This is a genomic window from Streptomyces sp. NPDC041205, from assembly GCF_055591765.1.
This window is the reverse complement of the sequence record NZ_JBVIZH010000002.1, coordinates 1-21,317: the sequence shown is the minus strand read 5'-3', so window position 1 is coordinate 21,317 and position 21,317 is coordinate 1. Positions and strand designations below refer to the sequence as shown.

At 70.2% G+C, this 21,317-nt stretch carries 18 protein-coding genes and 1 pseudogene; 12 read left to right on the top strand and 7 right to left on the bottom strand.

Features of this window, described 5'->3' with window-relative positions; translation table 11 throughout:
• The first annotated feature begins 514 nt into the window (after positions 1-514).
• The 3 genes from ACZ6BG_RS07125 (at position 515) to ACZ6BG_RS07115 (ending at position 2,577) form a co-directional block, all read left to right on the top strand.
• On the top strand, positions 515-1,807 hold the full coding sequence (locus ACZ6BG_RS07125) for a S8 family serine peptidase (protein ID WP_468998067.1): 1,293 nt from the start codon (positions 515-517) through the stop codon (positions 1,805-1,807).
• A gap of 102 nt (positions 1,808-1,909) precedes the next feature.
• A complete protein-coding gene (locus ACZ6BG_RS07120) occupies positions 1,910-2,212 on the top strand; it encodes a WXG100 family type VII secretion target (RefSeq protein ID WP_468482014.1) in 303 nt (100 codons plus the stop codon).
• Between the two features lie 62 nt (positions 2,213-2,274).
• Complete coding sequence (locus ACZ6BG_RS07115; RefSeq protein WP_380846863.1) at positions 2,275-2,577, top strand: WXG100 family type VII secretion target; 303 nt, start codon at positions 2,275-2,277, stop codon at positions 2,575-2,577.
• Between the two features lie 283 nt (positions 2,578-2,860).
• Here ACZ6BG_RS07115 and ACZ6BG_RS07110 read toward each other — a convergent pair whose 3' ends face one another.
• The 5 genes from ACZ6BG_RS07110 to eccCa form a co-directional block, all read right to left on the bottom strand.
• A complete protein-coding gene (locus tag ACZ6BG_RS07110) occupies positions 2,861-2,998 on the bottom strand; it encodes a hypothetical protein (RefSeq protein WP_468998063.1) in 138 nt (45 codons plus the stop codon).
• Complete coding sequence (locus ACZ6BG_RS07105; RefSeq protein WP_468998060.1) at positions 2,995-3,309, bottom strand: SseB family protein; 315 nt, start codon at positions 3,307-3,309, stop codon at positions 2,995-2,997. Before ACZ6BG_RS07105 ends, ACZ6BG_RS07110 begins: the two co-directional genes overlap by 4 nt.
• Before the next feature lie 63 nt (positions 3,310-3,372).
• Complete coding sequence (locus ACZ6BG_RS07100) at positions 3,373-3,615, bottom strand: hypothetical protein (protein ID WP_468998058.1); 243 nt, start codon at positions 3,613-3,615, stop codon at positions 3,373-3,375.
• 54 nt (positions 3,616-3,669) lie between these two features.
• Positions 3,670-4,002: a DUF397 domain-containing protein gene (locus ACZ6BG_RS07095; RefSeq protein WP_468998056.1), complete on the bottom strand. Its 333-nt coding sequence runs from the start codon at positions 4,000-4,002 to the stop codon at positions 3,670-3,672.
• A gap of 155 nt (positions 4,003-4,157) precedes the next feature.
• Positions 4,158-8,126: a type VII secretion protein EccCa gene (gene eccCa / locus ACZ6BG_RS07090; RefSeq protein WP_468998054.1), complete on the bottom strand. Its 3,969-nt coding sequence runs from the start codon at positions 8,124-8,126 to the stop codon at positions 4,158-4,160.
• Positions 8,127-8,662: 536 nt separating this feature from the next.
• Between eccCa and eccD the strand changes: the two genes are divergently transcribed.
• The 6 genes from eccD (at position 8,663) to ACZ6BG_RS07060 (ending at position 16,152) form a co-directional block, all read left to right on the top strand.
• A complete protein-coding gene (eccD, locus tag ACZ6BG_RS07085; protein WP_468998052.1) occupies positions 8,663-10,192 on the top strand; it encodes a type VII secretion integral membrane protein EccD in 1,530 nt (509 codons plus the stop codon).
• A 346-nt stretch (positions 10,193-10,538) separates the two neighbouring features.
• Positions 10,539-10,826: a 30S ribosomal protein S15 gene (gene rpsO / locus ACZ6BG_RS07080; RefSeq protein WP_030363216.1), complete on the top strand. Its 288-nt coding sequence runs from the start codon at positions 10,539-10,541 to the stop codon at positions 10,824-10,826.
• A 403-nt stretch (positions 10,827-11,229) separates the two neighbouring features.
• Positions 11,230-13,464: a polyribonucleotide nucleotidyltransferase gene (locus ACZ6BG_RS07075; RefSeq protein WP_468998050.1), complete on the top strand. Its 2,235-nt coding sequence runs from the start codon at positions 11,230-11,232 to the stop codon at positions 13,462-13,464.
• A gap of 15 nt (positions 13,465-13,479) precedes the next feature.
• Positions 13,480-14,859, top strand: coding sequence for a M16 family metallopeptidase (locus ACZ6BG_RS07070; RefSeq protein WP_468998048.1), 1,380 nt, complete (start codon positions 13,480-13,482; stop codon positions 14,857-14,859).
• A gap of 83 nt (positions 14,860-14,942) precedes the next feature.
• Entirely contained in the window at positions 14,943-15,695 is a 753-nt protein-coding gene (gene dapB / locus ACZ6BG_RS07065) for a 4-hydroxy-tetrahydrodipicolinate reductase (RefSeq protein ID WP_468998046.1), read from the top strand.
• 4 nt (positions 15,696-15,699) lie between these two features.
• Entirely contained in the window at positions 15,700-16,152 is a 453-nt protein-coding gene (locus ACZ6BG_RS07060) for a hypothetical protein (protein WP_468482017.1), read from the top strand.
• 75 nt (positions 16,153-16,227) lie between these two features.
• Here the strand turns inward: ACZ6BG_RS07060 and ACZ6BG_RS07055 are convergent, their stop codons facing one another.
• Together ACZ6BG_RS07055 and ACZ6BG_RS07050 are read right to left on the bottom strand one after the other, a co-directional pair.
• Positions 16,228-16,788, bottom strand: coding sequence for a PH domain-containing protein (locus ACZ6BG_RS07055; protein WP_468998043.1), 561 nt, complete (start codon positions 16,786-16,788; stop codon positions 16,228-16,230).
• A gap of 173 nt (positions 16,789-16,961) precedes the next feature.
• The gene (locus ACZ6BG_RS07050) at positions 16,962-17,201 is read right to left on the bottom strand and encodes a hypothetical protein (RefSeq protein WP_385724696.1); all 240 of its coding nucleotides are present in this window, start codon (positions 17,199-17,201) and stop codon (positions 16,962-16,964) included.
• 210 nt (positions 17,202-17,411) lie between these two features.
• Between ACZ6BG_RS07050 and ACZ6BG_RS07045 the strand changes: the two are divergent.
• The 3 genes and pseudogenes from ACZ6BG_RS07045 to ACZ6BG_RS07035 all read left to right on the top strand — a co-directional run bounded on the left by ACZ6BG_RS07045 (position 17,412) and on the right by ACZ6BG_RS07035 (position 20,930).
• A pseudogene (locus tag ACZ6BG_RS07045) lies at positions 17,412-17,949 on the top strand (FAD-dependent thymidylate synthase).
• Between the two features lie 257 nt (positions 17,950-18,206).
• Positions 18,207-19,106 (top strand): 4-hydroxy-tetrahydrodipicolinate synthase, encoded by a 900-nt coding sequence (gene dapA, locus ACZ6BG_RS07040; protein ID WP_468998041.1) that lies wholly within the window; start codon positions 18,207-18,209, stop codon positions 19,104-19,106.
• 129 nt (positions 19,107-19,235) lie between these two features.
• Complete coding sequence (locus tag ACZ6BG_RS07035) at positions 19,236-20,930, top strand: ribonuclease J (protein ID WP_468998039.1); 1,695 nt, start codon at positions 19,236-19,238, stop codon at positions 20,928-20,930.
• Positions 20,931-21,317: the final 387 nt, after the last annotated feature.

The following is a 21,317-nucleotide window of genomic DNA, read 5'->3' as shown; positions in this document are numbered from 1 at the left end:
CCAATGGTCCGACGACGTCTGTGCCTTCGCCAATGGGGCGAGGCATCTCAGGGGGTACACCGCAGCCTCGTGGCATGCCGGGTCCGCGTCCCGCAATTCCGGGCATCACCGGCACACCACGGTCCGACGGCGTCGTGGGCGGTCGGCCTGCTGCACCTGTGGCAGGAGGCCCTACTGGATCGAGGACGCCTCCAGGGGCTGGCAATGCCGGGCAGCGTGGCGTTGTGGGAGCTTCGCCCCAAGTCCCAGGAGGTCGGGGCCAGATGCCGCGCCGTGCCGTCGGCAACCCTGACGGCGTGGTCGGCACCCCCAAGGGGCGTGCGCCTGCTGGCGGAGGCCGCGGAAAGGGATTCACCGCCGGTGGCACGGGCCTGGTGCGTGGCCCTGCGGGCAGGGGCCGAGGCTCTGCACCTGGAGCGAACGAGGTCGCGCAGCGGCCCGACTACGTGGTCGAGGAAGAAGAGACACATCTGCCCGGTGAACGGCGGCACGTGCCGCCAGTCATCGGTTAGTGATGAGTGAGGGCGTGCAGGGCGTGGAGTCAGGAATGGGCCGACACGGTGGCGGGGCTGAGCTGTTCGCGGGGTGCGCGAGGCGCTGGATCGTCTCGACGGGCTCGGCGGCCGGCGTGCTCGCCCTGCTGTCTGTGGGGCTGGCGCCGAGTGCGGTCGCCGATGACGTTCAGTCGAAGCAGTGGTACTTGGACGCGATGGGTGCCGAGGAGCTATGGGATGTCAGCACCGGCGAGGGCATCAAAGTCGCAGTTGTCGACAGCGGCGTTTCAGAAACGCCTTCTCTCAAGGGCCATGTGCTTGACGGCAAGGATGCGACTGGCCTGAAGGGCGGATCGCTGGACGACTATCTCAGCCACGGAACCACAATGGCAGAGCTGATTGTCGGGTCCGGGCGAGGAGGAGGTCTGAAGGGGCTGGCGCCTGGTGCCAAGGTCATCTCCTTTCGCGTCAGTCTGAAAGGCGCCACGGGGAAGCGCGAGAAGGCCGAGAGTGACACCGCTGAAGCCATTCGGGCTGCTGCGGACAGCGACGCGAAGATCATCAGCATGTCCTTCGGCGGTGACCTCCTGTACTCGGCTGAGGCAGAGGCGGTGAAGTACGCCGCTTCAAAGGGAAAGCTGATGTTCGCCAGTGTGGGAAACGATGCGAGGCGGAAGAACCTCATCGACTATCCGGCGGCATACCCCAATGTCACCGGTGTCTCCGCCGCTGACAAATCCGGCAAGGTCGCCAAGTTCTCGGAGTTCGGCGAGCACGTGGATCTGGCGGCGCCCGGCCTGAACCTTCCCCATTGGTGTGACGCGACATTCCGTTCGTACTGTGACGGCGGAGGCGGCACCAGCGCCGGCACCGCCATCGCCTCCGCCTCAGCCGCCCTCATCTGGTCCAAGCACCCCACCTGGACCGCGAACCAGGTCCTCCGCGTCCTCATCGACACCGCGGGCCGCAGCTGGCCGAAGGACAAGCCCAGTGACTACCTCGGCTACGGCCTGGTGCGCCCCGCGCCGAACCTCCTGAAGAACAGGGGAAATCCCGGCCCGCCGGACATCGACCCCCTCACCAACAAGAAGACCCCAGGCGTGCAGGCATCACCCTCCGCACCTCAGGAGGAGTCCTCGAAGTCCGCGTCGCGGCCCACGAAGGACGCTGTCGCCGACAAGCCCGCAGAGCAAGCAGCGAACTCGAAGTCCGACGACAACGACCAGCTGTGGATGGTCGGCGGTGGGGTCGCCGCCGCAGCGGTCATCGGTGGTGGGGCCCTTGCCGCGGCGCGAAAGCGGCGCAATACCTGAGTGCTTCAGGCGCCAGCAACTCAGTCTCAATGATTGCCCGACAGCTCACGTAAGGAGATCCCGTTCATGGCCGATGGCCGGAAGCTAAATGACCAGGAAGTCGTGCTCCTCGAGAAGGAGATCGTCGACAAGTACGACTCGGTGCAGAGGCAGCTCAGGCGCCTGCAGGGGACGCTCGACACGATGGAGGGCAACTGGCGCGGTATCGGCGCGCACGCCTTCGACGCGAAGCAGACCGAGATCAACCAGCACATGCAGGCGATCGGCCGCATCCTGGTCGACTTCCTGGAAGGCATCAACGCCAACCGCAAGGACAAGGACAGGCTCGAGGACGAGGTCCGCTCGACCATGAACAGCATTGATGTGCAGTACGGCGGACAGCAGTCGGCGATCAGCAGCTACTGAGCTGAGCCGTTTCCCGGGCCGGCGTCGCCGCCCGAACCGGACCATCAGGAGATGAGGCACACATGGCCAGCGTCAACAGGGATGAACTCGCAGTCAAGTATGGCGGCCTTGACGCCATCACGACCGAACTCGGCATTCAGGCCAAGCAGTTGGAGTCCGACCTCGGCGACATCAAGCGGGCCGTGGCCAGGGTCGCCGAAGGGTGGGAGGGCGAGGCCCACACCGCGTACACCCTGAAGCAGAAGGAGTGGGACAAGCACGCCTCGGCCATCCATCAGGCCCTCATGCAGATCGGCCAGAAGGTCAGCCAGGCCGGCGGTGACTATCGGGGTGGCGACCTGAAGGGCGCCAGCTACTTCCAGTGAGTCGCCGCCGCTGAGCAGCGCGGAACGCGGGGTGGGCATGCGCGGGAGATGCCCACCCCGTTCTGCTGGGCGACGAGGCTTCCGCGCGTGGCTGTTCATCACGCAGCAGTCGGGGTCGCAGTACGCGGACTGCCGTCCTCAGCCGCCTGACTGAAAGGGGACGTTGAGCCACGAGCGGAGGTGACATACCGGTTCTCGTCGAGGATGCCGTCGGCGGGCATGCGGGCCTTGTAGAGGGTGATCCGTCCGATGAGGCGCTGTACGCCATCGACGTGTGCGTCGCTCAGCTGTCCAGGAGATCTGAGATGTACTCCTGAAGTGTGCTCGGGAGTTCGCCGCGGTCATTCTCACGCGTCAGGGTGATCCCCTGAGCGATCAGGTCCAGGCCGCCCGCCCGGAGGTCCTTGGCGTCGCCGCTCATCCCCGTGTCTCCCCGTTCGTGTCGGTGTCCACGGCCGCGGCGTCGGGGACGATCCCCGTGACGGGCGGGAACAGTGCCTCGTGTCGTTCGCTGCCTACGTCCAGCGCCACTCCGCACGGCACTCCGAGCGCCGGGACGACTCCGTCCAGGAGGCGGGCGCCCAGCAGGTGTGGGCAGTCCCAGGGGCGGTCCGACTCGCCGCGCAGGACCGCGAACCGGGCCAGGGCCGCCTCGTCGGCGAAGGCGTAGATCCAGCGGACGCCGTTGAAGCCCGCGGTGAGCGGATACGCGTCGTGCTCCCCGAGGGGCAACAGGACGGGCGTGCGCCGGAACTCACCGAGGAGGGCGGCGAACTCGCGGCGTCCGCGGCGTATTCAGGCGGTGGCGGTGGCGGTGGCGGTGGCGGTTGTGGTGGCGGGGCCGGAGTCCGAGTCGGGGCCGGTGCGCGAGTCGGTGGCGTCGGCCTGGGCCTCCGCCGCGGCGTCGACGGCGGGAGGTCCCGGCGTCGCCGGAATCGTCGCGTCCGCCAGCTCGGCCGGCCGCGACCGTCGCACGGGCTTTCGCGGCGGGCGGGGTATGCCGCCCGCGTCCCCGCCCCCACCCGCGTCCGTCCTCATGACCGGAACCTCACCTGCCCCTCCACCACCCGCGAACCCCGCCCGAGCCGCGCACTACTCCGCCACCACCCCACCGTTGTGCGGCGCGGGCTCCAGGTCGAACTCCCCGTCCCGCGCCCCCAGGACGAACGCCTGCCACTCCGCCTCGGTGTAGCGGAGGACGGTCTCGGGGTCGAGGGAGGAGCGCATGGCCACGGCGCCCTCGGGAAGGTAGGCGATCTCGACGCGCTCCTCGTGGGTCTCGGTGCCCGGCGCGCTGTGCCATTCGACGTCGGAGATGTCGAGGCCGTAGAGCTCGTTCTTCTCCCGCTCCTTGCGCGCCTTGATCTCTTCCTCGGACTCCTGGCCCCGTGCCCGGCCCGCTGCCTGCTCCTGTGCCTCGGCCATGTGAAGCGACCCCTTCCCGACTTCCGGACTTCCCGACGTACGGACGTACGCATGAACTGTGCGCTCAGACTACTTGTCACCGCGTGTGTGCCGGGGGCACACAGCAAGCGACAACCCGGCAGGTCCCGCCCGTTCGGCCCGGCCGACCCGGCATCTCACTGGTTCCCCTCCACCAACCCCGTCTGTACCAACGGCTTCCCCCGCTTCCGCGAGACGAAGATCCCCCGCCCGGCGGGCATCGGCCGCGGCCGCACCCCGCCCAGCAGGTCGCCCTCGGACGGGTCGCCGGCGAGCAGGACGCCCTGGGCGCCGAGTTCCTTCATGCGCTGGAGGAACGGCTCGTACGAGGCGCGCCCGGCGCCCGCCGTGGAGCGGGCGAGGATGAAGCGGACGCCCACGTCGCGGGCGAAGGGGAGGAGGTCGGTGAGGGGCGCGAGGGGGTTGCCGCTGGACGTGGACACCAGGTCGTAGTCGTCGACGACGACGTACACCGTCGGGCCCTGCCACCAACTGCGTTCGCGGAGTTGCTGGGCGGTGACGTCGTCCGCGGGGGCGCGCCGCCGCATGAGGTCGACCAGGGCGTTGATGTGGTGGTCCATGGCGTTGGACATGGGGATGTACTCGGCCAGGTGGGAGGCCGGGGTGACGTCGAGGAGGGAGCGGCGGTTGTCGACGACGAAGAGCTTGCAGGCGTCGCCGCTGTAGCGCTCGGTGAGGCGTCGGATGAGCAGGCGCAGCAGGTTGGACTTGCCGGACTCGCTCTCGCCGAGGACGAGGAAGAAGGGGTCCTGCTCGAAGTCCACGAAGACGGGTTCGAGGTTGTCCTCGTCGAGGGCGAAGGACACTCCGCGGTCCGGGAAGAGGTGGCCGGGCGGAAGCTGCGCGACGGGCAGCTCGCGCGGCAGCAGCCGTACGGCGGGCGCGGCCGGATCCGTCCAGTGCCGGGAGACCTCGGTGGCGAGCGCGGCCGTCGCCTCGGCGAGATCGGTGTCGGACGAGAGGCCGTCGACGCGCGGCACGGCCGCCATGAAGTGCTGCTTCTGCGGGGTCTGGCCGCGGCCGGGCACACCGGCCGGGACGTTGGCGGCGACCTTGCGGTCGAGCTCGGAGTCCATGGTGTCGCCGAGGCGCAGTTCGAGGCGGTTCATCAGGTGGTCCTTGAGGTTCGCCCGGACCTCCATCGACCGTGACGCGGTGAGGATCAGGTGGATGCCGTAGCCGAGGCCGCGCGCGGCGATGTCGAGGACGGCGGGCTCCAGGTTCTCGTAGTCCGTGCGGAAGTTGCCCCAGCCGTCGATGACGAGGAAGACGTCACCCCACGGCTGGTCCGTGACGGAGATGTCGCCGCGCGCCCGGCGTGCCCGGAAGTCGGCGATCGAGGCGATGCCGGCCGACCTGAAGTACTCCTCGCGGCGCGTCATGACGGAGAAGGCCTCGGCGAGCGTGCGCCGCACCCGCTCCGGGTCGAGGCGCGACGCGACCCCGCCCACGTGCGGAAGCCCGGCGATCGCCGACAGGCCGCCACCGCCGAAGTCGAGGCAGTAGAACTGCACTTCCCGCGGGGTGTGGGTGAGCGCGAACGACGCGATCAGCGAGCGCAGGAGCGTCGACTTGCCCGACTGCGGACCACCCAGGACCTGCATATGGCCGGCCGCGCCCGAGAAGTCGCACCAGAGCGGGTCGCGGCGCTGCTCGTACGGCTTGTCGACCAGGCCGAGCGGCACGACGAGGCGGCCCGCCCCCTCGTACCCGGGCTGCGTGAGCCCCCGTCCGGGCACGGCGGTGAGCCCCGGAAGCAGCGAGTCCAGCGACGGCGGGCTGTCCAGCGGCGGCAGCCACACCTGGTGCGCGGCCGGGCCCTGCGCCTCCAGGCGGCGCACGATGACGTCGAGGACGGTGTCGGCGAGCGCGTCGTCCGTTTCGGGGGTCGGCCGCGGTCCTGGCCGGGGAGTGGCCGCGTACCGCACCGGCACCTCGGCGGCCGTGAACAGCACGGGCCGCCGGTCCACCGGCAGGGGCCCGCCGAGGGCCGCGGCCTGCGCCGATCCCGTGCGGTACACCCCGGAGACGTACGCGGCCTTGAAGCGCACCATCTCGTCCGTGCCGAACTTCAGATAGCCCGAACCGGGCACGTTCGGCAGTTGGTAGGCGTCCGGCACGCCGAGGGCCGCCCGGGACTCGGCGGCGGAGAACGTGCGCAGACCCACGCGGTACGAGAGGTAGGTCTCCAGGCCGCGCAGGCGGCCCTCCTCCAGGCGCTGCGAGGCGAGCAGCAGATGCACGCCGAGGGACCGGCCGATGCGGCCGATCTGCACGAACATGTCGATGAAGTCGGGCTTCGCGGTGAGCAGTTCGCTGAACTCGTCGATGACGAGGACCAGGGACGGGACGGGCTGGAGCGCGGCTCCGGCGGCGCGTGCCTTCTCGTAGTCGTGGATGTTCGCGTAGTTGCCGGCGTCGCGCAGGAGTTCCTGGCGGCGGTTGAGCTCGCCGCGGATGGAGTCGCCCATGCGGTCGACCAGCGTCAGATCGTCCGCGAGGTTGGTGATCACGGCGGCGACGTGCGGCAGTTGCGCCATGCCCGCGAAGGTCGCGCCGCCCTTGAAGTCGGCGAGCACGAAGTTCAGGCTCTCGGAGGAGTGGGTGACGGCGAGGCCGAGGACCAGGGTGCGCAGCAGCTCCGACTTGCCGGAACCGGTGGCTCCCACGCACAGGCCGTGCGGCCCCATGCCCTCCTGCGCCGCCTCCTTGAGGTCCAGCATCACGGGCCTGCCGTCCTCGCCGACGCCGATCGGGACGCGCAGTCGCTCGGCCTGCGCGCGCGGGCGCCAGGTCCGGTTCGTGTCCACCGAGTCGGCGTCGCCGAGCCCGAGCAGTTCCGTGAACTCCAGGTTGGCGAGCAGCGGCTGGCCGTCGTCGCCGCGCGACGCCATCCGCAGCGGCGCCAGCTGCCGGGCGAGCGCCTCGGCGGCCTCGTACGACAGGAGGTCGGGCGTGCCGTCGTAGACCAGGCCGTGCCCCGACTCCAGGCGCAGCGACTTCGGCTGTACGACGACGGAGAGCCCGCCGCGCCCGCCGCCGAGCTCGCCCGGCACGACCTCCACGATGGTGACGCCCTGCAGTCCCTCGACGGACGCGAGGACGGACGTCGGGTCCAGGGACAGGCCGTCGAGTACGACGACGATGTGCGGCTCCTCCGGCAGCGGGGTCCCGCCGGGGTGGAAGCGGGGGCGGCCCTGGAGCCGGGCGGACAGCATCGCCTCCAGCTCCACCGGGTCGCCGGTGATCAGGCGGCGGCTGCCCGCCCCGTCCGCGGCGCCCGGCGCCTGGCAGTGCGGGAGCCACTTGGTCCACTCCCAGTGCGGCGCCTCCTCCCGGCCCGCCGCGACGGCGACGAGCACGTCGTCGGGGGAGTGCAGGGAGGCCAGCGAGGCGGTCAGCGCGCGGGCTGTGCCGCGTACCGCGTCCGGTTCGCCGCTCACCGTCACGTGGTAGAAGGCGCGCAGGGACACCGCCATCGGCAGCGACTCCACGGTGCCGTGCGTGGCGAGGAAGCGCTGCATCGCACCCGCGGTCAGCGGCTCCAACTCGTCCACCGGCGCGGTCTCGGGGGCGACGAGCGGAGCGGCCAGGGCCTGCGAGCCGAGGCCGACGCGCACCTGCCCGAAGTCCGCGTCGCCCGTGCGCCGCTCCCAGACCCGGCTGCCCTCGGCGACCAGGGCCCACAGCTGCTCGGGGGAGGGGTGGAGGTAGTACTGGGCGTCGCGCTGCGCCTTCGCGGTGGTCAGGGCGGAGCGGCGGGTCTGCTTCAGGTACCGGAGGTAGTCGCGCCGCATGTCCGCGAGCTGGCCCTGGGTGCCGCGGCGGTGCCGGATCACCATCGCGATGGTCATCGCCAGCGTCGCGGTGACCATCACCATGCCCATGATCTTCATAAACGGATGCGAATTCGGCATGAAGAAGAACACCACCGAGCCACCCATGCCCAGCATCGGCAGGAGCTGCATCATCGCGCCCTCCTGCTGGCCGCGCGGCAGCTCCGGCGGGGGTTGCAGGACGATCTCCGCGGTGGGCACCTCGGACGGAAGAACCCGAGGCGGGCGCCTCACGATGATGTGGCTCACTACGCACCAATCCCCTTGCCAGGCCTGGGTGTTCCGCCCGCCGTCCCCGTTTCGGGCGGACGAGGAACAGCGGCCGATCCTACTGACATCGGCCATCGCGAGCGGCGGTAAGGTGCCGATCGTGTGTGTGAACACACGCGAATCAAGCCGAAGCGAGGTCCGGGCAACAGCCCGAAGAATCAGGGCATTTCGTGCCACAGGGAGTTACGGGGGAGGCGTGCGGGCTCAAGATCCAGCCATGCGTGCCGATTTGCGCCGTGCTGGCGCGCGGGATGCGGCACAGTCGGCGAGGGCGGCGCGGTGCGCGCGGTTCCGGGAGGGCTCTCCCGGCTGAGGTGGTACCGGTGTTGACGCGGCGTCAGCGCGAGTGCCGGACCAGCAGCGCGAGTGCGGGACCATCAGCACGAGTACGGGACCAGCAGCACCAGTAGGGGACCAGCAACACCAGCACCGAGCAGGCACACGCAGCACCAGCGCAACCGAGCAGTCACCAGAACGGAACCGAGCAGTCACCAGCACAGAGGGGGAAACAGCAGGTGAGCACCACGGCCTCCGCGACGGCCACCACCACCGGTCGGCCCGGCCACGTGGCCACGACCGGGACCGGCGCCGGGCTCGGCTTCTGCCGCGTCACCATCGTCGCGCCCGACAGCCGGATCGACGTGGCGCTGCCCGACGACATCCCGGTCGCCGACATCTACCCGGAGATCCTGCGACTGTCCCGGCAGAGCCCGGCCGAAGGCGCCCCCGTGGGCTATCACCTCGTCCGCAGGGACGGCGCCGTCCTCGACAGCGCCCGCTCCTTCGCCGCCCAGCGCATCCTCGACGGCGAGCTGCTGACCCTGCGCCCCTTCTCGGCGTCGCTGCCGCCCGCCGTCTACGACGACGTGTCCGACGCCGTGGCCTCCGCCGTGACGAGCGACCGCACCCTGTGGAACGGCGACCTCACCCGCGCCGCGGGCCTGATCGGCGGCGCCGTCCTGCCGCTCCTGCTTGCCTTCGTGACCTGGACCGCCGAGCCCCGCCACGACATGCACAGCTTCCCCGGCGTCCTCGCCGCCGTCGCGGGCCTGCTGCTGCTCACCTTCGCCTGCGTACGGGCCCGGGTGTACGACGACCGGGCCGCCGGCGTCGCACTCGGCCTCGGCGCGCTGCCGAACCTGGCGGTGGCGGGCTCCGGGCTGCTGCCCCTCACCGACGGTGACGGCATCGGCAGGCTCCAGTTCCTGCTGGCCTGCGCGGCCGTGCTCGTCGCCTCCGTGGTCCTGACGCTGGTGTCGCCGCGCGGGGACGGCCCGTTCGTGGCGTTCGTCTGCGCGTCCGCGATCGGCCTGTTCACGGTGTTCGCTGCGACCATCTGGCGCATGGAGGCGGTCGAGACCGCCGCGCTGTGCGCCCCGCTGGCCGTGGGGGCCCTCGCCTTCCTGCCGGGCCTCGCCATGCGGTTCGCCCGCCTCCCCATCGGCTTCGCGTCGCCGCACGCCGCACGCCCCACCTACGGCGCCGACCTCGACCCCGACTCCGACCGCGCCCCCCAGGACCCCGTCGACGCCGACCGCATCGCCGCCCAGGCCCGCCGCGGCCACGAACTGCTCATCGGCCTCGTCGGCGGCTGCGCCCTGGTCTCCGTGGGCGCGGCGGCCGTCCTCGGGTTCGCCGACGACGGCTGGGGGCAGCTCCTGGCCCTCGCCACCGGCGTCGCGATGCTGATGCGCGCCCAGCTCTTCCGCTACACGGCCCAGGTCGCCGCCACCCTGGCCGCGGGCCTGGCGTGCCTGCTCCTGCTCGGCGTCGGCCTGTGCCTCAACCCCTCCGACAGCCTGATGCGCGACGCCCTGAGCGGCGACACCGCGGCGCTCGACCTGCGTACGATCTGGCTGGTCGCCGCCATCGCGGCCGCCGCCGTGCTCTGCACCGCCGTCGGCCTGATCACCTCCCGCAGCGGCGTGACCCCCTTCTGGGGCCGCTTCGTGGAGATCGCCGAGGTCTTCGTCCTCCTGACCCTCGTACCACTGGCGCTCGCCGTCTTCGACGTGTACGCCTCCGCACGCGCGATGACCAGCTGACACCGACGCCGATACCGGATGACCGGCTGAAACCGGCACCGGCACCGACACTGGCGACCGGCTGAAGACGATCACCCGCCGACGGCGCCCGCTAGGCGTCGCCGCGGCCCCCGGCGAACCGGCCACCCCCACCCTGGTACTCTGTGTAACGCCCGCATGTCTGCGCACGCCCCAGGCCCCCGGCCAGAGGCCCGCGCCCAGCGGACCCGCCTTCCAAGGCGACCCACCCTCCAGGGTGGACCCCCCGCCTCCCGAGGCGGACCCAGCCTTCAGAGTTCCGAAAGCTCCCCTGAGACGAAGACCAGGGGCACTCGAAGGCGAAACGAAGACATCACAAGGAGTACGCGTGTCGCTCGACGCCGCTACGAAGAAGCAGATCATGACCGAGTTCGGCCAGAAGGAGGGCGACACCGGCTCCCCCGAGGTCCAGGTCGCACTGCTCTCGCGTCGCATCTCGGACCTGACCGAGCACCTCAAGACGCACAAGCACGACCACCACTCCCGTCGTGGTCTGCTGATCCTCGTCGGCCAGCGCCGCCGTCTGCTGCAGTACCTGGCCAAGAAGGACATCCAGCGCTTCCGTGCCCTGGTTGACCGGCTCGGCATCCGCCGCGGTGCGGCGGGCGCCAAGTAAGACGCCGTGAAGGGAGCGGTTCCCACTCGAAGCACTCGAAGGGGGCCGCTCCCTTTGCTGTACGTGCGCGATGTCACCGCCCGTTTGTAGTCTGGTGACGTCCGGCACAGTACGGACACCGGGCACGAGCCCGGACAGGACGCGACCGCCAGGAGCGTCCGGCAGGACAAATCCATAGGAGAGCGCACCCAGCCGCCGCCGGTCCTCGGTAGTGGCCCCCGGGATACGAAGAGAACGAACCCCGGGTGCTTCGATCGAAGACCGGCCCGCACCCACGGCGCGCTCCTCCGCCCCACCGCACGGCCACACGGGCCCGCGGTGGACCCTCCCCGGCCATACGGGCGGGGGAAACTCCCCGGCCACACGGGCCCGGGAGCGAAGACGAAAAGTAGGAGAACCGCTAGTGGAGAACGAGACCCACTACGCCGAGGCCGTCATCGACAACGGCTCCTTCGGCACCCGCACCATCCGCTTCGAGACGGGCCGCCTGGCCCGTCAGGCCGCCGGCTCCGCCGTGGCCTACCTGGACGACGACACGATGGTCCTCTCGGCCACCACCGCGTCCAAGAAGCCCAAGGACCAGCTCGACTTCTTCCCCCTGACGGTGGACGTCGAGGAGCGGATGTACGCCGCCGGCAAGATCCCCGGCAGCTTCTTCCGCCGTGAGGGCCGGCCCTCCGAGGACGCGATCCTCACCTGCCGCCTCATCGACCGCCCGCTGCGCCCGTCCTTCAAGAAGGGCCTGCGCAACGAGATCCAGGTCGTCGAGACGATCATGGCGCTCAACCCCGACCACCTGTACGACGTGGTCGCCATCAACGCCGCCTCCTGCTCCACGCAGCTGGCCGGCCTGCCCTTCTCGGGCCCGATCGGCGGCACGCGCGTGGCGCTCATCAACGGCCAGTGGGTCGCCTTCCCGACGCACACCGAGCTCGAGGACGCCGTCTTCGACATGGTCGTCGCCGGTCGCGTCCTCGAGGACGGCGACGTCGCGATCATGATGGTCGAGGCCGAGGCCACCGAGAAGACCATCCAGCTGGTCAAGGGCGGCGCCGACGCCCCGACCGAGGAGGTCGTCGCCGCCGGTCTCGAGGCCGCGAAGCCCTTCATCAAGGTCCTCTGCAAGGCCCAGTCGGACCTCGCCGCCAAGGCCGCCAAGCCGGTCGGCGAGTTCCCGATCTTCCTCGACTACGAGGACGACGTGCTCGAGGCCCTCACGGCCGCCGTCAAGCCCGAGCTGGCCCAGGCGCTCACCATCGCCGGCAAGCAGGAGCGCGAGACGGAGCTCGACCGCGTCAAGGCGCTGGCCGGCGAGAAGCTGCTCCCGGAGTTCGAGGGCCGCGAGAAGGAGATCTCCGCCGCGTACCGCTCGCTGACCAAGGCCCTGGTCCGTGAGCGCGTCATCAAGGAGAAGAAGCGGATCGACGGTCGCGGTGTCACCGACATCCGCACCCTCGCCGCCGAGGTCGAGGCCATCCCGCGCGTGCACGGCTCCGCCCTGTTCGAGCGCGGCGAGACCCAGATCCTGGGTGTCACCACGCTGAACATGCTCCGCATGGAGCAGCAGCTCGACACGCTGTCCCCGGTGACGCGCAAGCGCTACATGCACAACTACAACTTCCCGCCGTACTCCACCGGCGAGACCGGCCGCGTCGGCTCCCCCAAGCGCCGCGAGATCGGCCACGGCGCCCTGGCCGAGCGCGCCCTCGTGCCCGTGCTGCCGACCCGCGAGGAGTTCCCCTACGCGATCCGTCAGGTGTCCGAGGCCCTCGGCTCCAACGGCTCGACGTCCATGGGCTCCGTCTGCGCCTCCACCATGTCGCTGCTGAACGCCGGTGTGCCCCTCAAGGCCGCCGTCGCCGGTATCGCCATGGGCCTGATCTCCCAGGAGATCGACGGCGAGACGCACTACGTCACCCTCACCGACATCCTCGGTGCGGAGGACGCCTTCGGCGACATGGACTTCAAGGTCGCCGGCACCAAGGAGTTCGTGACCGCCCTCCAGCTCGACACCAAGCTGGACGGCATCCCGGCCTCCGTCCTGGCCGCCGCCCTGAAGCAGGCTCGCGACGCCCGCCTGCACATCCTCGACGTGATGATGGAAGCGATCGACGTTCCGGACGAGATGTCCCCGAACGCCCCGCGGATCATCACCGTCAAGATCCCGGTGGACAAGATCGGTGAGGTCATCGGCCCGAAGGGCAAGATGATCAACCAGATCCAGGAGGACACCGGCGCCGACATCACGATCGAGGACGACGGCACCATCTACATCGGTGCCGCCGACGGCCCGGCCGCCGAGGCCGCCCGCGCCACGATCAACGGCATCGCCAACCCGACCATGCCGGAGGTCGGCGAGCGCTACCTGGGCACGGTCGTCAAGACGACCACCTTCGGCGCGTTCGTCTCGCTGCTCCCGGGCAAGGACGGTCTGCTGCACATCTCGCAGATCCGCAAGCTCGCCGGCGGCAAGCGCGTGGAGAACGTCGAGGACGTCCTCGGTGTGGGCCAGAAGGTCCAGGTCGAGATCGCCGAGATCGACTCCCGCGGCAAGCTCTCCCTCATCCCCGTCATCGAGGGCGAAGAGGGCGACGAGGCCAGCGCCGACAGCGGCTCCGCCGCGGGCTCCGACAAGTAAGGACGACACCCACAAGTGACGTCGCGTAGCACCACGACGACGGCCCGCACCTCCTCGGAGGCGCGGGCCGTCGCCCGTACCCAAACCTTGATCAAGGGCGAGAACGGCATCGGCACGGTCCGCAAGACCACCCTCCCCGGCGGCCTGCGCATCGTCACCGAGACCCTGCCGTCCGTCCGCTCGGCCACCTTCGGCATCTGGGCCCACGTGGGGTCACGGGACGAGACCCCGTCCCTGAACGGCGCCACGCACTACCTGGAGCACCTGCTCTTCAAGGGCACCAGGAAGCGCAGCGCCCTGGACATCTCCTCGGCGATCGACGCGGTCGGCGGCGAGATGAACGCGTTCACGGCCAAGGAGTACACGTGCTACTACGCACGCGTGCTCGACACGGACCTGCCGCTGGCCATCGACGTCGTCTGCGACATGCTGACCGGCTCGCTCATCGAGCAGGAGGACGTCGACGCCGAGCGCGGCGTCATCCTCGAAGAGATCGCCATGACCGAGGACGACCCGGGCGACTGCGTGCACGACCTGTTCGCGCACACGATGCTCGGCGACACCCCCCTCGGCCGCCCGGTCCTCGGCACCGTCGACACCATCAACGCGCTGACGGCCGACCGCATCCGCCGCTTCTACAAGAAGCACTACGACCCGACGCACCTGGTCGTCGCAGCCGCGGGCAACGTCGACCACCAGAAGGTCGTCCGCCAGGTCCGCGCCGCCTTCGAGAAGGCCGACGCGCTGCACCGCACGGACGCCACGCCCCTCGCCCCGCGGTCGGGCGCCCGCCGCCTGACCACCGCGGGCCGCGTCGAGCTGGTCGACCGCAAGACGGAGCAGGCCCACGTCATCCTCGGCATGCCGGGCCTGGCCCGCACCGACGAGCGCCGCTGGGCCCTCGGCGTCCTGAACACGGCGCTCGGCGGCGGCATGTCCTCACGCCTCTTCCAGGAGGTCCGCGAGAAGCGCGGCCTGGCCTACAGCGTGTACTCGTACACCTCGGGCTTCGCCGACACCGGCCTCTTCGGTGTGTACGCGGGCTGCCGTCCGAACCAGGTGCACGACGTCCTGAAGATCTGCCGCGACGAGCTGGACCAGGTCGCGCAGCACGGCCTCACGGACGACGAGATCGCCCGTGCCATCGGCCAGCTCGCGGGCTCCACCGTCCTCGGCCTCGAGGACACCGGCGCGCTGATGAACCGTATCGGCAAGAGCGAGCTGTGCTGGGGCGAACAGATGTCGGTCGACGACATGCTCGCGAGGATCACCGCGGTCACGCCCGACGAGGTGCGCGAGGTGGCCCGGGACGTCCTGGGCCGGCGCCCCTCGCTGTCGGCGATAGGCCCGCTCCGTGGCAAGCAGGCGGAGCGCCTGCACGAAGCGGTCGCGTAGGTTCGTGCGTGCGGGGCCGCGCGGCGCGCGGCCCCGGTACGTACGTCCCGTACGTCTCGTCACTCCCGTAAGGAATGAAGGACATGAGCAAGCTGCGCGTGGCGGTCGTCGGCGCCAAGGGCCGGATCGGCTCCGAGGCCGTGCGGGCCGTCGAGGCCGCCGAGGACATGGATCTTGTCGCCGCCCTCGGGCGCGGCGACCGCCTGGACACGCTGGTCGAGACCGGCGCCCAGGTCGCGGTGGAACTGACCACCCCGGCCTCGGTGATGGGCAACCTCGACTTCTGCGTACGGCACGGCATCCACGCCGTCGTCGGTACGACGGGCTGGACCGACGAGCGCCTCGCGCAACTGCGGACGTCCCTGGCCGCGTCCCCGGAGACGGGCGTCCTCATCGCCCCGAACTTCTCCATCGGCGCGGTCCTGACCATGAAGTTCGCGCAGATCGCCGCGCCCTACTTCGAGTCGGTCGAGGTCGTCGAGCTGCACCACCCGAACAAGGTCGACGCCCCCAGCGGCACCGCGACCCGCACCGCCCAGCTCATCGCCGCCGCCCGCGAGCAGGCGGGCAGCGCCCCGCAGCCGGACGCGACGGCGACGGCGCTCGACGGGGCCCGGGGTGCGAACGTCGACGGTGTGCCCGTGCACGCCGTGCGCCTGCGCGGCCTCCTCGCCCACCAGGAGGTGCTGCTCGGCGCCGAGGGCGAGACCCTGACGGTCCGCCACGACTCGCTGCACCACAGCAGCTTCATGCCGGGCATCCTGCTCGGCGCCCGCCGGGTCGTGGCCACACCGGGCCTGACCTTCGGCCTGGAACACTTCCTGGACCTGAACTGACGTCATGCGCGCAAAGATCACCTACGCCGTCACGGCCGCCGTCCTGGTCGTCTACTTCGTCCTGGTCGGCAGCCGCGGCGTGCTCCTGATAAAGCACGGCACCGTCCTCACCGTCACCTTCGGTGTCGCGGTGCTGATCCTGCCGGTCATCGGCGTCTGGTTCCTGTGGCAGAACACGCGGTTCGTGCAGCGCGCGAACCGGCTCGCCGCCGAACTGGAGGCCGAGGGCGGGCTGCCCGTGGACGAGTTGAAGCGCACTCCCGGCGGCCGCATCGACCGGGACTCCGCCGACGAGGTCTTCGCCAAGCGCAAGGCCGAGACGGAGGACACCCCCGACGACTGGCGCTGCTGGTTCCGCCTCGCCGTGGCCTACCACGACGCCCGCGACACGCCTCGCGCGCGCAAGGCCATGCAGCGGGCTATCGCCCTGCGCGAGGGCAGGCCGGTCGGCGCCTAGCGGGTGGCCGACGGGGCCGGGCCGGTGGTGAGGTCCCTCGATACGCCGCCAGTGGTGGCGGTCCCGCGCGGACGCCTAGGCCGTGCGCCGGTACTCGTCGGCCCAGACCTCGACCGTGTCGGCGGCCCGGTCGAAGGCCGCGCGCCGCGCCAGGAAGTCCGCGTTCCGGTCGGTCAGGAGCAGCCGCCGCTCACCGGCCGTCCGGTCACGTCGTACGAGCACGAGGGCCTGCCCCTGCACCGTGCGCGGCAGCCCCAGCCAGCGCACCGGCTGCTGCGCCGTGCGCACCGACGCCACCTGGGCCCAGGGCACCGTCTGGGTGCTGAGGAAGCCCACGCGGCGCAGCCCCTGCGCGCTCACCCAGGTGCCCATGCGCAGGAGCCGCAGGGCGGCGGCGATGATGAGGACGGACAGGCCCACGCAGATCGCGGCACCCGAAAGGGCCCCGGCGGCGGCGATGATCACGGCGGCCACGAGGACGAACGAGGCGAGCAGGAGCAGCACGGCGGCGGCGCCCACGCGCCAGGGGCCCGGGCGGTACGGCCGGCGCCAGCGGTCGCGGTCGTCGAAGGGGAGCGCGGCGTCGTGCGCGGCCTCGTCGAAAGCGCGGTCCGCGGTCAGGAAAGGCAGGGGCACGGCTGATCCTCACTCAATCCACGCATGGGCTGTGCCCGGTGAGGTTATCGAGCCGTGCTCCCTGCTACCACCCTTGGGGGGCCAAGGGGGTACCTCCCGCGCCACTCGGACGGCGGGGTGCGGGGTTTCTCCCGCTGCCGCTGGTCAGCGCTGGTCAGCGGCGGGCGGTGCGGTCAGCGCCCGTCCGAGGCCTCGGACTGCTGGGTCTTGGCGGGCGACTGGTCGGCCGACATCGCGGGCATGCCGAAGAGCACGGAACCCACCAGACCGGCGACCACGGTGAGACCGATGAGCGTGCGGCCCACGATCTGACCGGCCGTGGCGCGCTCACGGGGTGGGGGAGTGACGTTGCTGCGGAACTTGTCGGCTTCGGCGATGAAGGCGAAGGGTACGGGCTCTCGCCGACGGAACATGGGGCGCGCCTCTCCTCACGGGACTCGAACTGAACTCTGTCAACAAGACAGACGCTCGAAACGCCCAAAAGGTGCCCTGTATCGGCAAATTCGCCGAAGATTGTCGGGACGGGGCAGCTGACGGCTGTTTGCCAGTGCCGGGCCCTACAGTGGGCGCCGCCCGAAGACGCACCCGGGCGGCACCACGACGCGCCTGGAAGGACCCTGCCGGTGAGCGAGGCCCCGGCCGAAGACCCCAAGCCCACGTTCCGCAGCGATGTCACGGTCGAGTTGGTCAGGCACGCCGCGACCGACCAGGACGTGTTGTGGGCCGCGCGAGTCTCGACCGCGGGCGAGCAGCCCCTGGACGAGCTCGGCAAGGACCCGGAGCGCTCCAGGGGACTGATCAACTACCTGATGCGGGACGTCCACGGCAGCCCCTTCGAGCACAACTCGATGACGTTCTTCATCAGCGCCCCGATCTTCGTGTTCCGCGAGTTCGTGCGCCACCGCGTCGGCTGGTCGTACAACGAGGAGTCGGGCAGGTACCGCGAGCTCCAGCCCGTCTTCTACGTCCCCGTACGCGACCTGCAACGCGCGCTCCCTGATGCACCTCCTCGGCCTGCGCACGCAGCACGAGCCGGCCAAGGTCCCGTCCTTCCCGCAGCGGGTGATCGAGATGGTCGGCGAGAGGATGGAGCGGGAGTGGGCCGCGCTCATGCCGCTCACGCACGCGGCGTTCAACACCAACGGCCGAGTCGCTCCCTGAGCGGGGGCGCGCGACCGCGCGCGGCGCCGGTGACCGGCGCCGCGAGGCGCGGACATATGGCGTCTTGAGGCACGTATGTGCGGATGGGCCGAGCGAAGTGTCCGTATTGCGGCATTTCTAGAAGTTCATCTAGCCTGATCAAACGGACCCGGCACTGCTTGAACCCCCGAGCAGGCAGTGCCGGGCTCCTCACGTGTCAGGCCCTGTGCGTCACCCGAGGGGCGACCCCGTGCTGAGCAGCGAGTAGCGTGTTACCCATGGCTCCGACCTCCACTCCGCAGACCCCCTTCGGGAGGGTCCTCACCGCCATGGTCACGCCCTTCACGGCGGACGGCGCACTCGACCTCGACGGCGCGCGCCAGCTCGCCGCCCACCTGGTGGACGCAGGCAACGACGGCCTGATCGTCAACGGCACCACGGGCGAGTCCCCGACCACCACCGACGCGGAGAAAGCAGAGCTGGTACGAGCGGTGGTGGACGCCGTCGGGGGCCGCGCCCACATCGTCGCCGGAGTCGGCACGAACGACACTCGGCACAGCATCGACCTGGCCCGCGCGGCCGAGAGCGCCGGCGCACACGGCCTGCTCACCGTCACGCCGTACTACAACAAGCCCCCGCAGGAGGGCCTCTTCCGACACTTCACGGCGATCGCCGACGCCACCGAGCTGCCGGTGATGCTGTACGACATCCCGGGCCGCAGCGGCGTACCGATCAACACCGAAACGATCGTGCGCCTCGCCGAGCACCCGCGTATCGTCGCCAACAAGGACGCCAAGGGCGACCTCGGCCGTGCCAGCTGGGCCATCGCCCGCTCCGGCCTCGCCTGGTACTCCGGCGACGACATGCTCAACCTGCCGCTGCTCTCGGTCGGCGCCTGCGGCTTCGTCTCCGTGGTCAGCCATGTCGTCACCCCCGAACTGCGCGCGATGATCGACGCGTACACCAACGGCGACGTCCAGAAGGCCACCGAGATCCACCAGAAGCTGCTCCCGGTCTTCACGGGCATGTTCCGTACGCAGGGTGTGATCACCACCAAGGCGGCGCTCGCCCTGCAGGGCCGCCCCGGCGGACCGCTGCGCCTGCCGCTGGTCGAGCTCTCACCCGAGGAGACGGCCCAGCTCAAGATCGATCTTGCCGCCGGTGGGGTACAGCTTTAACCACAGACTTCACAACTGAATAGGCAACACCGCAGGCCACATGCCTGCACCCACACAACTGCTACTGCACGAACGTCATGCGCGCCACGTGCCCCGGAGGTACGTGGCGTGTGTGGTGAGGAGAGTCTTTTGAGTCATCCGCATCCTGAACTCGGCGCCCCGCCGAAGCTCCCGAAGGGCGGCCTGCGGGTCACCCCGCTGGGCGGCCTCGGCGAGATCGGCCGCAACATGACCGTCTTCGAGTACGACGGGCGTCTCCTGATCGTCGACTGCGGAGTGCTCTTCCCCGAGGAGGAGCAGCCCGGAATCGACCTGATCCTGCCGGACTTCACGTCCATCCGGGATCGCCTCGACGACATCGAGGGCATCGTCCTCACGCACGGCCACGAGGACCACATCGGCGGTGTCCCCTATCTCCTGCGCGAGAAGCCGGACATCCCGCTGATCGGCTCCAAGCTGACCCTCGCCCTGATCGAGGCCAAGCTCCAGGAGCACCGCATCCGGCCCTACACGCTCGAGGTCGCCGAGGGGCACCGCGAGCGCGTCGGTCCCTTCGACTGCGAGTTCGTCGCGGTCAACCACTCCATCCCGGACGCGCTCGCGGTCGCCATCCGCACGCCCGCGGGCATGGTGGTGCACACCGGCGACTTCAAGATGGACCAGCTCCCGCTGGACCGTCGCCTCACCGACCTGCACGCTTTCGCGCGTCTGAGCGAGGAGGGCATCGACCTTCTTCTCTCCGACTCGACGAACGCCGAGGTCCCGGGCTTCGTCCCGCCGGAGCGCGACATCTCCAACGTGCTCCGTCAGGTCTTCGCGGGCGCCCGCAAGCGGATCATCGTGGCCAGCTTCGCCAGCCATGTGCACCGCATCCAGCAGATCCTCGACGCGGCCCACGAGTACGGCCGCCGGGTCGCCTTCGTCGGCCGCTCCATGGTCCGCAACATGGGCATCGCCCGCGACCTCGGCTATCTGAAGGTCCCGCCGGGCCTGGTCGTCGACGTCAAGACCCTCGACGACCTGCCGGACCACGAGGTCGTCCTGGTCTGCACGGGTTCCCAGGGCGAGCCGATGGCCGCGCTGTCCCGCATGGCCAACCGGGACCACCAGATCCGCCAGATCCGCATCGTCTCGGGCGACACGGTGATCCTGGCGTCGTCGCTCATCCCGGGCAACGAGAACGCGGTCTACCGCGTCATCAACGGCCTGACCCGCTGGGGCGCCAACGTCGTCCACAAGGGCAACGCCAAGGTGCACGTCTCGGGCCACGCCTCGGCCGGCGAGCTGCTGTACTTCTACAACATCTGCAAGCCGAAGAACCTGATGCCGGTCCACGGCGAATGGCGCCACCTGCGCGCCAACGCCGAGCTGGGCGCCCTCACCGGCGTCCCGCACGACCGCATCGTCATCGCCGAGGACGGCGTCGTGGTCGACCTCGTCGCGGGCAAGGCCAAGATCGTCGGCAAGGTCCAGGCGGGGTACGTGTACGTCGACGGGCTCTCCGTCGGCGATGTGGGCGAGCCCGCCCTCAAGGACCGCAAGATCCTCGGGGACGAGGGCATCATCTCGGTCTTCGTGGTGGTGGACTCCTCGACCGGGAAGATCACCGGCGGCCCGCACGTCCAGGCCCGGGGTTCCGGCATCGAGGACTCGGCGTTCAACGCCGTCATCCCGAAGGTCCAGGAAGTCCTGGAGAAGTCGGCCCAGGACGGCGTCGTCGAACCCCACCAACTGCAGCAGCTCATCCGCCGCACGCTGGGCAAGTGGGTGTCGGACAACTACCGCCGCCGCCCGATGATCCTGCCGGTCGTCGTCGAGGTCTGACGGTCACTCGACCGGTCCGACCAGCGGCCTCCCGGAGCGGGGCGCCTCGATTTGCATCGGGGCGCCCCGCTCCAGTACGTTTACGGCTCCGCCAGAGGGGGAAGCGCCGCGCACGGTTGTGCCGGAGGCCGACTCGGACGGGGCGGAAATTCCGACTCAGAATCTCTGATAAAGTCGGAGCCGCCGGAAAGGGAAACGCGAAAGCGAATACCTGGAAAGCACCGAGGAAATCGGGTCGGAACGGGAAGCCGGAAAGATCTGATAGAGTCGGAAACGCAAGAACAAAAGAAATACCGAAGGGAAGCGCCCGGAGGAAAGCCCCAGAGAATGTTCTGCGGGTGAGTACAAAGGAAGCGTCCGTTCCTTGAGAACTCAACAGCGTGCCAA